The organism is Mucilaginibacter aureus (assembly GCF_053514885.1).
Map to the genome: position 1 here is coordinate 1,350,391 of NZ_CP170601.1, position 15,106 is coordinate 1,365,496.

Consider the following 15,106-nt stretch of genomic DNA (forward strand, 5'->3'; position numbering starts at 1 on the left):
GCTTATTTTAATTTACTGCGAACATAGGCACTGCGCAACGGTTTGGTGAGCTTGTATTTTATTTTGCTGAGTACACGGCCTGCTCGCTGCAAAGTAGTGATGGGTTTGGGATGGTTGAACGCTTCGGTAAAGTCGGCGTTACGTTCAAAAACAATGTGGGCATAGTCAGCCGGTCGCCAGATGGCTTTCAGGTCATAAAGTTGAACTTCAGTGTTGGTATCCTGAGCCAGTTTACCTACTACTTCGAAAGTGATATGCTCGTCGACAGGCTGCATAGTTTCGGGGCGGTTTACCAGGCACCATTTGAGATTTTGTGGTGTGGGTACCGAAAGGAACAAACGGCTTTTATCACGCAACAGCTTTTTGATGGCGGCGTGAACAGTAGGCCGGTCTTCAACGGCAATATGCTCGTAAACATCCATAAAGATGATCAAATCGAACTGCTCGTTAAAAGTTTCGGGGGTAAGCAAGGTTTCGATAAAGTTTACCTTATCGTTGGCAAACAGTTTTGTGGCAATGGCGATTGACTGGGTGCTGATATCAATCCCTGTAATTTTCGCATTTGGCCAGCGTTTGTGCATTTTGTTGCAAATGCTGCCTATCCCACAGCCTACTTCGAGGATGCGCGAAGGGGTAGACTTTACATTGTTGATGAGTGTTTGCCATGCGCCTTCGATACGCGGGTTGACCACGATATAATCGTTCACCTTGAATTTTACGTGCTCATCGTAGTAGGATACAACGATCTTTTTATCAACTATCTCTTCCATTACCAATACAAACTATAATATTTTCGCCTTTCGGCGAAGTTAGCCATTTTATTTTTAAAGAGGCTTCTGGGCCACCACAACATAGATCGCTGCATCACGGTCGCGCTGGGCCTGGGTATTTATTTTATTGAATAAGCCTATCAATGCCTGCATTACCAGGGCAAAAGGCGGAATCAGAAACTTAGGCAACTTTAAGCAGATCCCATCCTGAAACAACTGTAATCCGCTTGCTGCCAGCCCCATTATCCCGAAAAAAGAAGTCACTTGAAATCCTTCCATCTCGATGGTGCGACGCAGACCAGAGCTCGTCCAGCGCCAGTAGTCATTGGGGGTTGGGTGATAAAACCAGTAACCGTGTGTTGAGCAGACCATGGAACCACCTGGTTTCAATATGCGGAAAGCTTCCTGCAAATATCCGGAAGGCGAATCGACATGCTCCAACACCTGGTTTGACAGGATAATATCGCAGTAGTTACCCGGCAAGGTGGTTTTGCTATCGAAATCGATGTGATGTTCGGCTTTGGGATTCATCTCCAGATCCACCCCCAGGTATTTGCTAACCATTGGTTCGATCACTTCACGGTAGGGCATATTGCCGCAACCGAAGTCGACCAGCAGCAGATCTTTTTTATCAGCAGTAAGCGCACTCAGGTTTTTGAGCGTAGCATCGCGCAGATGTGTTAGGGGGACGTAGCGTGTGCTGAATACCGAAGGGTTTAGCCTTTCATCGTTGTTCATTTGTAACGGCTAATTAGGGTTTGATGGCATCGGCGATAAGCGATGTGTAGTTCAATTCGCCACCGGCATTGCGTTTGTCGTTATTTTTTGAGCGACGAATGTGGCCTTCTTCTGATTTCCAGGCGGCTTCGTGAAACTGGCCGTTCTCATCAAAGTACTCTAACAATCTTACCTTAAAACCTACACGCTCCAACATAGCGCTGAGGGTTTTGTAAGTGTACAACACTTTATGATCGTGAGCACCGGGGCCCGAGCCGCCTATGCGTACATGCTCGATATACTCGGGTTTGGGGTGATTGCCATCGGGTATGGCAATACGTAAGTGGCCACCGGGTTTAAGATATTTAAAGCAATGGCTTGCTGCTAATTCACCTTGTTCTGGTGTTAAGTGCTCCCAAACGTGCTCCGCTAAGATAGCTGATATGGTGTCCGGTTTGAAGTAGTTTTTCCAGTCACCCTCTTTCAACAGGTTGAGGAACTCCATATCGGTAGGCACCCAGCCTTTGTCGAAGATGTCGCTGGCACCTACTACGATCTTTACATCGGGTTTGCGTACAGCACGCAACAGCCTGAAGATATCGCGACGGCGTTTTAACGGTAATACTATTGGTTTAAATATCTTGAAAAAGCCCATATCAAAGTGTGAAGCTAAAATTAGCCCGGCTAAAATACATATAATCTGCAAGCTGTACCAACCAAAAAGAGGCAAGCCTAAGCTTACCTCTTTTCAATATATCGCTTTAAGCTCAATTAAGCGTTAACGAATTTTTTAGCGTTGATTCGGCGCTCGTTTTCGTTCAGGTAGATCTTACGTAAACGCATGGCAACCGGGGTGATCTCGATATACTCATCGGCCTGGATGTATTCCATTGCTTCCTCTAACGAGAATTTGATGGCCGGTGCAATACGCACGTTGGTATCGCTACCCGATGCACGCATGTTAGTTAACTGCTTGCCTTTGGTTAAGTTGATCACCAGATCGTTATCGCGGATGTGCTCGCCCAGGATCTGACCTTCGTAGATATCTACTCCCGGATCAACGTGGAAACGACCACGGTCCTGCAGCTTGTCAATCGCGAAAGCAGTGGTTTTACCGCTGTCCATCGATACCAAAACACCGTTCAAACGGCCAGGGATGGTACCTTTCCAGGGCTCGTAAGCCTTGAAGCGGTGCGCCATGATGGCCTCGCCGCCGGTAGCCGTCAATACGTTGTTACGTAAGCCGATGATGCCACGGGCCGGGATATCAAACTCTAAGTGTTGCAGATCGCCTTTAGGCTCCATTACCAATAAGTCGCCTTTGCGCTGGGTTACCAGCTCAATTACTTTGCCCGATACATCGCCCGGAACGTCGACGATCAGGGTTTCGATAGGCTCACATTTCACACCATCAATTTCTTTGATGATTACCTGTGGCTGACCAACCTGGATCTCGTATCCTTCGCGACGCATCGTCTCGATCAATACCGATAAGTGGAGGATACCACGACCGTACACCAGGTACGAATCAGGCGATTCGGTTTCGATAACCTTCAGCGCCAGGTTTTTCTCCATTTCTTTGTACAAACGGTCGCGTAAGTGGCGCGAGGTTACAAACTTGCCTTCTTTACCAAAAAACGGTGAGTTGTTGATGGTGAACAGCATGTTCATCGTCGGCTCGTCGATTTTGATTACGGCCAGTTGCTCCGGGTTTTCAAAATCGGCAATGGTATCGCCAATATCAAAACCATCAATACCTACTACAGCGCAAATATCGCCCGAGCTAACCGACTGGGTTTTCACCTTGCCTAAGCCTTCGAACGTGTATAATTCTTTGATCCTTGTTTTTTGGATGGTGCCATCGCGTTTTACCAGCGATACCGGCATGCCTTCTTTGATGGTACCACGGGCCACACGGCCGATCGCGATACGACCAACGAACGACGAATAATCCAACGAGGTGATCTGCATCTGCAAAGTACCTTCTTCAATCGGCGCCGGCGGGATGTTGGCTAAAATAGCGTCCATCAGCGGGAAGATATCGGTAGTTGGTTTAGTCCAGTCGGTGCTCATCCAGCCTTGTTTTGATGAACCGTAGATCACCGGGAAATCCAGCTGGTCTTCAGTAGCCTCGAGGTTGAAGAACAGTTCGAAGATCTGCTCGTACACTTCTTCGGGGCGGCAGTTCTCTTTGTCAACCTTGTTTACTACCACAATTGGTTTTAAGCCTAAAGCCAAAGCTTTTTGGGTAACAAAACGGGTTTGGGGCATAGCGCCTTCAAACGCATCGCAAAGCAATAAAACGCCATCGGCCATTTTCAAAACACGCTCCACCTCGCCGCCAAAGTCGGCGTGACCAGGGGTATCAATAATATTGATCTTAACGTCTTTATACATTACCGAAACGTTTTTCGATACGATGGTAATGCCCCGCTCGCGCTCCAGGTCGTTATTGTCTAATATCAATTCGCCGGTTTGCTCGTTATCCCTGAAGATAGAGCAGCTGTGCAGAATTTTATCAACCAGGGTAGTTTTGCCGTGGTCAACGTGTGCGATGATCGCGATGTTTCTTATTTTTTGCATGGAATAATGCGTACTTAAATTTGGCGCAAAGGTACGTTTAATTTATGGGAAAATTGCTATTGTGTTGGTTTATTGTGTTATTAAATTGTTGAGGCTGTGTAATATTAACGTGCAGGTGAGTGGTTTAGGGGTTGCAATGTTGGGTTTGAGCTGGTTTGGGTTAGGGGATTTGAACGTTTTAAACAGGTGGGTATTATTTGGTGTTTTCGTTACGGTATCAAGTCGCGAGTATCAAGTACCTTCTTTTGGTCTTGCTACTTGACACTAATTACTTGATACTAACAAGGGCGTTGCCTGCGGCCCGGGCTTTACGCTCATACTGCACAGGCATTAGCCACTGGGCCGGTATCCGCTGCAATCCCTAACGCGGAATCGGTGGAATCAATATTAAAATCTGTGAAATCCCACTTTACTTTTTCCTGGGGCGGGGTGCGCGTTTTGGGGGTTGCGGAGGTGGCGCGTCGGCTTTTGTGGGTTTACGGGGTATTTGGCGTTCGGGCGTGCCAATAGCGGTGATATTATGGGATTGCTGGTTTATTTGCATGGCAAAATCGCCGCAAACCAGGCCGGCGGCGGCTATCCAATGCCCTGGATCTTTACTGCCGATGGTTATGGAAATATCGTGCACACCACCCGTGAACTGGCCTAAGACGATCTGCAAAATATCAACGGGCTGGCCGGTTACCGATACCAGCTTATCGCCAGGGGTAAGTTTATCGGCTTGTATTAGCTGTTTGGTATCCAGTAAAAAAGGTTGGTCGGGCGTAACGATAATTTCGCCCGGGTTGCCCTGCTGCATATACCTGATGTAAATCATTAGGGGTTGCAGGCCGCCGGATGTGCCGTTGCTGAATTGAATGGTTTGCTGGCTCCATTGCGTAGCGCTATTATAATCGGCGGCGTAAACCTTGTCGCCCACCAAAAAATCCTGGATAGCTTTATATTCTGTGCCGTTGATACTTACCGGGGTGCCGTTTGCAAATGCCATGGTTTATGGGTTTAATTGTCTATAGGTTTGGATGGTGGTATAAACATAGGGAAAAATAATAAATAACCAGGGGTAAGGCACAAGTACTCAATGCTCATTGCCGGCGCTGCATACTTGTGGTAGCTGGGGGGAAGAATCTTATTGACTTTAGGTTAATTTAAATATGTGTTTATTAATCATATTTAATAAATTGCGCTATTCCAAAAACCGATGACAATAAGCCCTATTTCTTTAATTGATAGTATTGATAAAGCCTTTCGTCTTGTAAAGCCTGGGCGTACAGATTTAGATACCTTCAAAGCAAACCTGCAGAAGCTCCTTTCGCGTATTGACGAAAAGGAAAGTGAAGAAAATGTAAAGGGGCATCTTGCTGATTTTTTAAAGCAAACTTATTATGACCCCAATCACCTTATTGCAACAAAAGGTCGGGCCGACCTGGTAATACACTTAGAGAAAGAAGCCAAATCGCATGTTGGGGTTTTGTTTGAGGTCAAGAAGCCCAGCAATAAAGCTGATATGATTACCAAGAATAATTTGAATGCAAAAGCGATGCATGAGCTTATTCTATATTTTTTTCGTGAACGTGTTACTAATAAAAATATATCGTTAACCCATTTGGTAATAACCAATATTTATGAATGGTTTGTTTTTGATGCCTCGTTATTTGATCGGGTTTTTGCGCGAAACAGCCAACTACAAAAAACATTCAGAGAGTGGGAAGCAGGGCAAAAGGTAAGTACAAAAACAGATTTATTTTATAATGAGATTGCCAAACCGTTTTTGCATGACCTTGAAGAAGAGCTAAAATTTACATATGTTAATCTTAAGGATCATATTAAGTACTTAAAGACTGACGACACCAAAAATGATAATAAATTAGTCCCTCTTTATAAATTCTTTTCTCCCGTAAACTTTCTGAAGCTGCCTTTCATTAATGATAGTAACTCGTTAGATACCGGCTTTTTTAAGGAGTTGTTGCACATTATTGGTTTAGAAGAAGTAAAAGAAGGTGGAAAAAAGGTAATCCAACGCTTGCCAGTTGGTAAAAGGCTACCCGCATCGTTGTTAGAAAATGCTATTAACATGCTGGATGTTGAGGATGTGTTAAGAAAAGTACCCAATAACCTTTTAGTAGGGAAAACAACAGAAGAGCAACTTTTCAACTTAGCCCTTGAGTTAAGCATAACCTGGGTAAACCGGATATTATTTTTAAAATTATTAGAGGCCCAACTAATTAAATACCATAATGGGAATTTGATGTTTAAGTTTTTGAACATTCAAACCATTAATGATTACAATGAGTTACATAAACTGTTTTTCCAGGTGTTGGCACGGCAAACCGATCATAGGGCATTGGCCGTACAACAAAAATACAATCACATTCCATACCTAAATAGTTCGCTGTTCGAGGCTTCGCCGATAGAAGAGTACAGCATAAGAATTAATACTCTTGACCATAACCTGGATATTGAACTTTATAGCAATTCGGTCCTTACAAAAAAGCGCAACAAAAGTAAAGTTGTAAGCAGCATGAATACGCTACATTATTTCTTTGACTTTTTAGAGGCCTATGATTTCGCGTCGGTTGGTAAGGAAGAGGTGCAAGAAGAAAACAAAACCATAATCAACGCAGCGGTGTTGGGTTTGGTGTTTGAAAAAATGAACGGCTACCGCGATGGTTCAATCTATACTCCCGGCGCTGTAACTATGTTTTTGTGTCGGGAAACCATACGTAAAGCAGTAGTTCAAAAGTTTAACGAAACCTATAGCTGGAAGTGTGAAACTGTTGAGGATATTAAAAACTATATATCTGATCGGAAAAACCGTAAGGATATTTTAGAATTTAATTCCGTTATCGAATCTATCCGTATTGCTGATCCGGCCGTTGGGTCGGGGCACTTTTTGGTATCGAGCCTTAATGAATTGATTGCGATCAAAGCGCAATTGGGAATATTGGCAGATGATACCGGCGACAGGTTGAGTGATGTAGAAGTGAGTATAGCTAATGATGAGTTGGTAGTTACCTACCGTGATTCATCGTTTTTTGAATATACCGTAACCACAACTACATCAGGTGGGCACAAAATAGCACCAGAGGTACAACGTATACAACAAACACTGTTTAACGAAAAAAGAAAGATAATTGAGGGCAGCTTATTTGGTGTTGATATTAACCCAAACTCAGTAAAAATATGCCAGCTCAGGTTATGGATAGAGTTGTTAAAACATGCATACTATAGGCCCGATGAAAACTTTACGCAATTAGAAACGCTGCCAAATATTGATATTAATATCAAACATGGTAACTCGTTACTAAGTAAGTATTCGCTAAAAGAAGATTTATCAGATGTATTTAAAAAGCAAAAGTTTGGTGTAGCTGATTATCAATTGGCGGTAGAGGCCTATAAAGATGCATCTGACAAGGACGCTAAAGCCAAATTGTTAGACTTTATAAAAAATATAAAAGAGCAATTCAAAGAAACGGTAAGCCGGCGCGACCCTAAAAGAAAACGTCTCTCTGAACTACGTGGACAATTAGCCCTAGCTCAAAACAATTTTGATTTGTTTGGCGCGAAGCGCACACAAAAAGAAATGGAAATTGAGGTTGACCGGTTAACCATGAACATTGAAAAGAACGAAAAGGAGATCAAAGAGATTGAGGAAAATGTAATTTACCGCAACGCATTTGAGTGGCGGTTTGAATTTCCAGAAGTACTGAGCGAAAAGGGCGACTTTGAAGGCTTCGAAGTTATTATTGGGAACCCGCCGTATATTCAGTTGCAAAAGATGGGCGAGGATGCTGATGCCCTACAGAAAGGTAATTACGCCACGTTTACACGGACGGGGGATATTTACTGTCTGTTTTATGAACAGGCAATTAGGCTACTTAAACCAAGTTATTTCTTTGGATTTATAACTTCTAACAAATGGATGCGAGCCAATTATGGCGTAGCTATCCGCAAATTTTTTTTAGAAGAAACCAACCCATTATTATTAGTTGACTTTGGAGGATACCAGGTATTTGAATCGGCTACGGTTGATACCAATATGCTCATTTCGCAAAAGGCAACATACGCGGGCGAAACCCAAACTTGTTTGCTCGATAAAAGTTTGGGTAGTTTAGAAAAAATGAGCGATTACCTTAGACAACATACAAATACGGTTAAAGGCTTTTCTGACGAAGGAGGATGGGTAATTTTAAGTGAGATAGAAACACGAATAAAAGCAAAGATTGAATCAATTGGTACCCCACTAAAACACTGGAATGTACAAATTAATTATGGAATCAAGACCGGGTTTAATGAGGCATTCATTATTGATCAAGTAAAGCGTGATGAACTACTAAAAAATTGCCCTGAAGCTGACGAAATTATACGTCCCCTTATTCGCGGCAGGGGAATAGGAAAATATTATAATAATCTTGTTGACAGCTATTTGATTTTTACCCGTAAAGGGATAAATATTGAGAAGTATTTGCCAATAAAAAATTATTTAATGACTTTTTACGAAGACTTGCTGCCTAAAAACAACAAAGAATTGCGCGGACGCAAGCCAGGTACATACCAATGGTATGAAATCCAAGATAACATAGCTTATTGGAAGGAATTTGAAAAGCCCAAAATAGTATGGAAGCGAGTGGGCTCTGTGATCAGGTTCTCGTACGATGAAACAGGTATGTATTGTCTTGATAGCACTTGTTTTGCTGTTGGTAAAGATTTGAAATATATAGTCGGTTATTTAAATTCTACGTTTAGCAAAAAGGAATTACTCAGAAATTCACCACAAACCGGAACTGGAGACGTTATAACGAGTGTTCAGGCTTTAGAGCCGCATCTAATACCTAGAGCGGATTCGGTACAAAAAAACGCAATTGCAACGTTAGTTGACCAATGTATTACGGTACTTCAGAAAGATGAATTTGCAGATATTTCAGCTTATGAAAGACAAATAGATTCAATTATAGCGGATTTATTCCAGCTGACCATAGAAGAAAAAGAAGTAATTGGGTTTATTGAGATTCAATAAAGGTTATTTCTTCCGATGTTAAACCACAAATAGTATATATCCGTTGATTGATGTCAGTTTCGGTTAATTTATCTGTGCTTGAACCAGATACCAAGAATATAAACTCTTTCTCTTGATCTTCATTGACAAGAGGGACACAGAGCTGTTCAATAGTAAACTTCGACCATTGAGCGGTACCAACTCCAGTGGTAGTTCCAATTTTGGAAAAAAGATATTCAGAAATCTTTGAATTTAGAAAACACACTAAATATTCAAGTCGATTTCCGGTCAATAAATAGCATTTATTGTTAACGAAATAATTATCATGAATGTCTAATGCAAAATTTGCTTTATCAGAAATCTCGCCCCACACAATTTTTTGTTTGGAAAAATCCTCTAAGTATGCACAATTTCTCAAATTGTATGGAGTTACTCCCTTGTCCACGCGTTTTTCTAACTCAGGATAAAAATGGTCAAGATGTTTTTTTACAGCCGGATAAAGGTTTATATCTACAGGCTCAATTCCTTTTTCTTTAATCCCATTGTGAGTGTTTATAAGCCATAAATCGGCAAAGTCGTAGCTATACTTTTTTATATCTCTGCCACGAAGAATCGGACGTATAATTTCAGCATTTTTAGGCGAGGCCTCAATTAGCTCATCTCTTGTTTTTTGATCAATAATGAATGCTTCATTATATCCTGTTAGTATCCCCCTGTAGATATTGATATCCCAATCTTTTAGAGGTAAGCCTATCGCCTCAATTTTATTTTTTATAGCCACTTCGATGGGTGATAATATTACCCAGGCGCCGTCAGCTTTAAAACCACTTTGAGTTGTGGTTGATTGTCTAAAAAAATCGCTCCTCTTATATAATAAATTGATGATGCTATTTAAGTCTTTTATCAGCTGAATAAAGCTGTTTTTGTCTATTTTAATTAAATAAAAAACTTAAACAATCATGAATTACGGCTACATCCGCATCAGCACAGACAGACAACACATTGCAAATCAACAATTTGAAATTCAAAACTTTACCCAGACAAGACAGCTATTAATTGACGAATGGATAGAAGAAACTATCAGTTCGACCAAGAAATTAGAGGTTCGAAAGTTTGGTGCATTGTTACAACGTATGCAAAAAGGCGATGTATTAATTGTTTCGGAGTTATCACGCTTGGGGCGTAATCTGATGCAGATCATGAAAATTTTACATGACTGCATGGAAAAAGACATTAAGGTGTATACTGTAAAAGAAAATTACGAATTAGGCAATAACATTAATTCAAAAGTGTTAGCATTTGCTTTTGGCTTATCGGCAGAAATCGAACGAAATCTTATATCACAACGAACAAAAGAAGCTTTAGCACGCCGTAAAGCCGAAGGTCAAATATTAGGTCGGCCGAAAGGTAGTAAGTCGCAAATGCGAAAATTGACGGGTAAAGAAGATGATATCAAATCGTTAATGAACAAAAAAATCTCCTACAGCGCGATTGGAAGAATTTTAGGTGTTCACCGTTTAACTGTGTCATCATTTGTAAAAGAAAGAATATAATTTAACAATTATGGTGTAATAAATTAAGCTTGCTTAATTGGCTTTATTTGCGTATATTTAAGATTTAACATTACATTGGTAATAATTTAAACTTAAATAGACCAACCAATGAACACAACAGGAACGATACCGGACCATTACCGGTTAACACATCAGCAGCAACGATTTTGCGATGAGTATTTGACACATTTTAATGCTTTTAAGGCTGCCGTGAATAGCGGCTATAGCGAGAACACCAGTAGAAAAGGCGCTTTGCTGCATGTACCTAAAATTCAGTACTATTTAAAACAGGCGATGAACCGGCGCAGCCAGCGTTTGGAGATCACGCATGATATGATCTTACGGGAGCTTTCGAAGATCGCTTTTAGCAATATGGGTAATTACTATGATGAATATGCTTGTTTGAAACGGATGAATGAGCTAACCGTTGACGAAAAGGCGGCTATTAGTTTTTATGATATTACGGAAGTGCAGGATGGCGAGGGCTACCGCGTGGGGATGCAGAGCCGCATTAAGCTGCATAATAAAATGAGTGCGCTGGATAAGATTGCGAGGCATTTGGGGTTTTATGGTTTAAATGGAACAAAGAGCAAGGAACAAGGATTAAAGACGCAGGTTTCTGAGCCGGAAGGTGGAGGCTTAAAGCGGGAAGATTTTTTGGAAGAGGAAGGCGGTTTGATTGGCGCAGAGAACACACCCCTAACCTCCCGAAGTTTCGGGACGGGCTCTCCCGAGAGGGGAAGTCGCTTTGAGGGGGATTCGGTGGTGGTGGACAGGAGCGTGGATAATTTGCCGATGGATTACCCGGTGGAGGATTTTGAGCTGGAGGGAATTGACCTGAAAACTTTAATGGCTTTGGAGGATATGAATATTAGTCCGGGGCGGCGGCGGGAAAGTCTTGAGTCGGAAGTCGAGAGTCTTGATCCGGGAACGGGGAGTGATGAAAAGCTTGAAAATATTCTTACAATTTCCCCCCTTCCTCAATTATTGAATGATAGAATGATTGATGGATTGAATGAGGAAAGCAGGTTTAGTGACGTGGGATTTGCGTTAGGGATTGAAGCGGATACCGGCCCATCGACGGGCTCAGGCCAGGCTCCTGCGACGGGTTCAGGGCAGGCCGTGGCTAAGGCCCGTGCAGTATGAGCGTAAAGCCCGGGCCGGAGGCAACGCCCTTGTTATAATGATTGAAGGATTGAGTTATTGAATGATTAAATGGAAAAGTCTTGTATAGCCGCTCTGTATGATGGGGTGCCGAAACGAGTTCGGCATGACTTCTTAAAAAATTCGAAATTCGAAACGGCGAAGCCCTCTTGAGCACCATTAAAAAAACGAACACAAGCGAAAAATTGAACATTCGAAATCCTTCTACCCCTGCCGCAATGCTTTGCGGATCGCGTTTTCTGCTTTGAGCACCAATTCTTCGGCACTACCGCTGCCTGGCTCAATAGGTTCGAGCACTTGCAGACTAATATGTTCCATGGCGCTTAGCGGGAAAAACCCATACTGCACCATGCGCCAACTGTTATTAATAGCCAGTGGCACCAGCAGGGCTTCGGGGCATTTTTTTAGGATGGTGGCTACGCCCCCCACCTGGAAGGTTTTTACCTGGCCGTCTTTAGCGCGGGTACCTTCGGGAAATATTACTGCCGACCAGTTATTCTCGCGCATGCGCTGGGCCAGTTTGACAATTTCCATAATGGATTGCTTGGTGTCCTTACGATCAATATTGGCGCCCCCGCCCTTGCGCAGGTTGTATGATATGGAGGGTATTCCTTTGGTGAGTTCGATCTTTGAAATAAATTTAGCGTGATGCGCCCGCAAAAACCAGATGATGGGCGGTATATCGTACATGCTTTGGTGGTTAGCCAAAAAAATAATGGGCCTATTGGTTGGCAGGGTATAGTTATTGGTAAAGGTTACGCTATTACCCAGCAGGTAACAGGTATACACCAGGCAGGCGTTCATGATATCGACCACGTATTTATGGGCCTTATAGCCACCTATATTATAGGCCAGCCATTGTGTGGGATGAAATATGCCCAGCCAGAACCAAAAGAACAGGTAGTATATCGGCGTAAGTATGTATCCCCAAAACTTGTGCATCGGCGCAAAAATAGCATTTATCGGTTAATTGTATATACTGGTATTTAGGGTAAAAGGTTTTCTATCATCATCAGCTTTACGCGAAGTACGGAGGCCACGGTGAGCGAGTCGGTTATTTGCCCGCGGGTTACCATTTGGTACACGTCTTCAAAAGGCAGTTTACGTACCATCAACTGTTCGGTTTCTTCGGGTTGGGCCTCAAATTGCTCCAGGCCTTGCGCCAGGTAGCAAATGCCCAGTTCGTCGCTCACGGAGTTGGAGAGGTGGATACGCTGCAGCTCCGTCCAGCGGCTGGCCTTGAGGCCGGTTTCTTCGAGCAGCTCGCGCTTGATGCTTTCGATTGGCTCAATGCCGATAGGGCCGCCGCCCTCAGGCATTTCCCAGCTGTACTGGTCAATGGTAAAGCGGTACTGGCCAACAAGGTAGGTGTTATGGTTGTCGTCGAGCGCGATAACGCCCAGGGCCAGGTTTTTAAAATGCACCTTGCCGTATATGCCCGGTTTGCCCGATGGGTTGATCACCTGGTACTCGGTGAGGTGGATCCAGGGGTTGCTGTATATTTCCTTTTGAGAGGTTATTTTCCAAGGGTTATCTTCGGGATGCTGCATGGCTGCAAAATACGGGTATTTAGGTTTAATAAGCAATGTGTAACATCCTTACGGGGATAGCATCTAAATTAAAAACTTGCTGGTATGAGATACTTCCTTTGCTTTTTATTCCCACCCGCCGCGGTTTTAACTACCGGGCGCATCGGTGCCTTTATATTGAGTATACTGCTCACCATTTGTTTCTGGATACCGGGTGTCATCCACGCCGTACTGGTAACACAGGATTATTATGAAGCTAAACGCCACCGCAGGCTGGTGCGAGAGATACGCCGCAGCAACTATCGCTGGTAAACAAAAAAGCCCTTCCGGTTTAACGAAAGGGCTTTAAAAAGTATTAATTGGGTGCTTAGATGCCGAAGGCAGCTTTAACCTTGTCTACAAAGTCTAATTTCTCCCAGGTAAACAATTCGACCTCTAAAGTCTTTTTATTGCCATCCGGCGAAGTGAAGGTTTTGGTTACTACCTGAGCCGGCTTACCAAAGTGACCGTAAGCTGCGGTTTCCAGATAGATGGGGTTACGCAGTTTAAAACGGGTTTCGATAGCGTAGGGCGTCATCGGGAACAAAGCTTCAACCTTGGCAGCAATTTCGCCATCGGTCAGTTTAACTTTAGCTGTGCCGTAGGTGTTTACATAAATACCCATAGGCTGTGCAACACCAATGGCGTAGCTTACCTGTACCAATACTTCATCGCAAACACCGGCAGCAACCAGGTTTTTGGCAATGTGGCGGGTAGCATAAGCAGCCGAGCGGTCAACTTTCGACGGATCTTTACCCGAGAAAGCACCACCACCGTGCGCACCTTTACCACCGTAGGTATCTACAATGATCTTACGGCCGGTTAAGCCGGTATCGCCATGCGGGCCACCGATCACAAATTTACCGGTCGGGTTAATATGGTATTTAATAGCGTCGTTAAAAAAGTGGCTGTATTTAGGGTACTTGCTTTTTACGCGCGGGATCAGGATCTCAACAATATCCTTACGGATCTTGGCCAGCATCGCTTCTTCGCTGTCAAAGTCGTCGTGCTGGGTTGATACCACAATGGCGTCAATACGTACCGGTTTGTTGTTATCGTCGTACTCCAGAGTAACCTGGCTTTTTGCATCCGGGCGCAAGTACTTCACATCGGTGTTTTCGCGGCGGATCTCGGCCAGTGTCAATAATATGGCGTGAGCTATATCCAAAGCCAAAGGCATATAGTTGTCGGTTTCAACAGTGGCGTAACCAAACATCATGCCCTGGTCGCCGGCACCCTGGTCTTCTTTCTTTTTACGATCAACGCCCTGGTTAATATCCGGCGATTGCTCGTGTATGGCAGATAGCACACCGCATGAGCTGCCATCAAACATATATTCGGCCTTGGTGTAACCAATTTTGTTGATCACATCGCGGGCTATCTTTTGAACGTCAAGGTACGTTTTCGAATTTACCTCTCCTGCCAAAATTACTTGTCCGGTAGTTACCAGCGTTTCGCAGGCTACTTTCGAGTCCGGGTCAAATGCCAGAAAATTGTCAATTAATGCGTCCGAGATCTGGTCGGCAACTTTATCAGGATGTCCTTCTGATACCGACTCTGAGGTAAATAAATACGACATAAAGTTTCTTAAATTATTAATTAATTACGCTAAATAGTGGCTTTGAGATGCGATTGGGTAAAAAAAGAAGCAGGGTTTAGCACTTTTTTACGTGGTTGCAATCCGGCGCAGTTTTATAATTGCGCAACTTAAATCAGTCCACTTTCGGGGGACGAAGTTAAAACAATTTTATATAAGTC

General features: G+C 43.3%; 13 protein-coding genes. 4 read left to right on the forward strand and 9 right to left on the reverse strand.

What is annotated here, in order from left to right; all coding sequences use genetic code 11:
- Positions 1 to 2: 2 nt before the first annotated feature.
- The 5 genes from ACFGVR_RS05660 to ACFGVR_RS05680 form a co-directional block, all read right to left on the reverse strand.
- The gene (locus tag ACFGVR_RS05660; RefSeq protein WP_448701699.1) at positions 3 to 770 is read right to left on the reverse strand and encodes a class I SAM-dependent methyltransferase; all 768 of its coding nucleotides are present in this window, start codon (positions 768 to 770) and stop codon (positions 3 to 5) included.
- Between the two features lie 54 nt (positions 771 to 824).
- On the reverse strand, positions 825 to 1,508 hold the full coding sequence (locus ACFGVR_RS05665; RefSeq protein WP_448701700.1) for a class I SAM-dependent methyltransferase: 684 nt from the start codon (positions 1,506 to 1,508) through the stop codon (positions 825 to 827).
- 13 nt (positions 1,509 to 1,521) lie between these two features.
- On the reverse strand, positions 1,522 to 2,142 hold the full coding sequence (locus tag ACFGVR_RS05670) for a class I SAM-dependent methyltransferase (RefSeq protein ID WP_448701701.1): 621 nt from the start codon (positions 2,140 to 2,142) through the stop codon (positions 1,522 to 1,524).
- A gap of 116 nt (positions 2,143 to 2,258) precedes the next feature.
- Positions 2,259 to 4,070: a translational GTPase TypA gene (gene typA / locus ACFGVR_RS05675; RefSeq protein ID WP_448701702.1), complete on the reverse strand. Its 1,812-nt coding sequence runs from the start codon at positions 4,068 to 4,070 to the stop codon at positions 2,259 to 2,261.
- A 409-nt stretch (positions 4,071 to 4,479) separates the two neighbouring features.
- Positions 4,480 to 5,058: a hypothetical protein gene (locus tag ACFGVR_RS05680; RefSeq protein ID WP_448701703.1), complete on the reverse strand. Its 579-nt coding sequence runs from the start codon at positions 5,056 to 5,058 to the stop codon at positions 4,480 to 4,482.
- Positions 5,059 to 5,268: 210 nt separating this feature from the next.
- Between ACFGVR_RS05680 and ACFGVR_RS05685 the strand changes: the two genes are divergently transcribed.
- Complete coding sequence (locus tag ACFGVR_RS05685; RefSeq protein ID WP_448701705.1) at positions 5,269 to 9,084, forward strand: DUF7149 domain-containing protein; 3,816 nt, start codon at positions 5,269 to 5,271, stop codon at positions 9,082 to 9,084.
- On the opposite strand, the gene ACFGVR_RS05690 is transcribed toward ACFGVR_RS05685, so the two are convergent.
- A complete protein-coding gene (locus ACFGVR_RS05690; protein WP_448701706.1) occupies positions 9,068 to 9,844 on the reverse strand; it encodes a TaqI-like C-terminal specificity domain-containing protein in 777 nt (258 codons plus the stop codon). The two genes, ACFGVR_RS05685 and ACFGVR_RS05690, sit on opposite strands and share 17 nt — an antisense overlap.
- Before the next feature lie 178 nt (positions 9,845 to 10,022).
- On the opposite strand from ACFGVR_RS05690, the gene ACFGVR_RS05695 reads away from it, so the two are divergent.
- Positions 10,023 to 10,616 (forward strand): master DNA invertase Mpi family serine-type recombinase, encoded by a 594-nt coding sequence (locus ACFGVR_RS05695; protein ID WP_448701707.1) that lies wholly within the window; start codon positions 10,023 to 10,025, stop codon positions 10,614 to 10,616.
- Positions 10,617 to 10,724: 108 nt separating this feature from the next.
- Positions 10,725 to 11,762 (forward strand): terminase small subunit, encoded by a 1,038-nt coding sequence (locus ACFGVR_RS05700; RefSeq protein WP_448701708.1) that lies wholly within the window; start codon positions 10,725 to 10,727, stop codon positions 11,760 to 11,762.
- A 222-nt stretch (positions 11,763 to 11,984) separates the two neighbouring features.
- Here ACFGVR_RS05700 and ACFGVR_RS05705 read toward each other — a convergent pair whose 3' ends face one another.
- Positions 11,985 to 12,722, reverse strand: a complete 738-nt coding sequence (locus tag ACFGVR_RS05705) for a lysophospholipid acyltransferase family protein (RefSeq protein WP_448701709.1) — start codon at positions 12,720 to 12,722, stop codon at positions 11,985 to 11,987.
- Between the two features lie 44 nt (positions 12,723 to 12,766).
- Positions 12,767 to 13,366, reverse strand: a complete 600-nt coding sequence (locus ACFGVR_RS05710; protein ID WP_448701710.1) for an NUDIX domain-containing protein — start codon at positions 13,364 to 13,366, stop codon at positions 12,767 to 12,769.
- Between the two features lie 48 nt (positions 13,367 to 13,414).
- Between ACFGVR_RS05710 and ACFGVR_RS05715 the strand changes: the two genes are divergently transcribed.
- Complete coding sequence (locus ACFGVR_RS05715; RefSeq protein WP_448701711.1) at positions 13,415 to 13,621, forward strand: YqaE/Pmp3 family membrane protein; 207 nt, start codon at positions 13,415 to 13,417, stop codon at positions 13,619 to 13,621.
- A 55-nt stretch (positions 13,622 to 13,676) separates the two neighbouring features.
- Here the strand turns inward: ACFGVR_RS05715 and metK are convergent, their stop codons facing one another.
- On the reverse strand, positions 13,677 to 14,927 hold the full coding sequence (metK, locus tag ACFGVR_RS05720; protein ID WP_448701712.1) for a methionine adenosyltransferase: 1,251 nt from the start codon (positions 14,925 to 14,927) through the stop codon (positions 13,677 to 13,679).
- Positions 14,928 to 15,106: the final 179 nt, after the last annotated feature.

Bases quoted from the DNA above. Each gene is read 5' to 3' on its own strand.
- ACFGVR_RS05660 (WP_448701699.1), bottom strand. From the start codon at position 770: ATGGAAGAGATAGTTGATAAAAAGATCGTTGTATCCTACTACGATGAG.
- ACFGVR_RS05665 (WP_448701700.1), bottom strand. From the start codon at position 1,508: ATGAACAACGATGAAAGGCTAAACCCTTCGGTATTCAGCACACGCTAC.
- ACFGVR_RS05670 (WP_448701701.1), bottom strand. From the start codon at position 2,142: ATGGGCTTTTTCAAGATATTTAAACCAATAGTATTACCGTTAAAACGC.
- typA (WP_448701702.1), bottom strand. From the start codon at position 4,070: ATGCAAAAAATAAGAAACATCGCGATCATCGCACACGTTGACCACGGC.
- ACFGVR_RS05680 (WP_448701703.1), bottom strand. From the start codon at position 5,058: ATGGCATTTGCAAACGGCACCCCGGTAAGTATCAACGGCACAGAATAT.
- ACFGVR_RS05685 (WP_448701705.1), top strand. From the start codon at position 5,269: ATGACAATAAGCCCTATTTCTTTAATTGATAGTATTGATAAAGCCTTT.
- ACFGVR_RS05695 (WP_448701707.1), top strand. From the start codon at position 10,023: ATGAATTACGGCTACATCCGCATCAGCACAGACAGACAACACATTGCA.
- ACFGVR_RS05700 (WP_448701708.1), top strand. From the start codon at position 10,725: ATGAACACAACAGGAACGATACCGGACCATTACCGGTTAACACATCAG.
- ACFGVR_RS05705 (WP_448701709.1), bottom strand. From the start codon at position 12,722: ATGCACAAGTTTTGGGGATACATACTTACGCCGATATACTACCTGTTC.
- ACFGVR_RS05715 (WP_448701711.1), top strand. From the start codon at position 13,415: ATGAGATACTTCCTTTGCTTTTTATTCCCACCCGCCGCGGTTTTAACT.
- metK (WP_448701712.1), bottom strand. From the start codon at position 14,927: ATGTCGTATTTATTTACCTCAGAGTCGGTATCAGAAGGACATCCTGAT.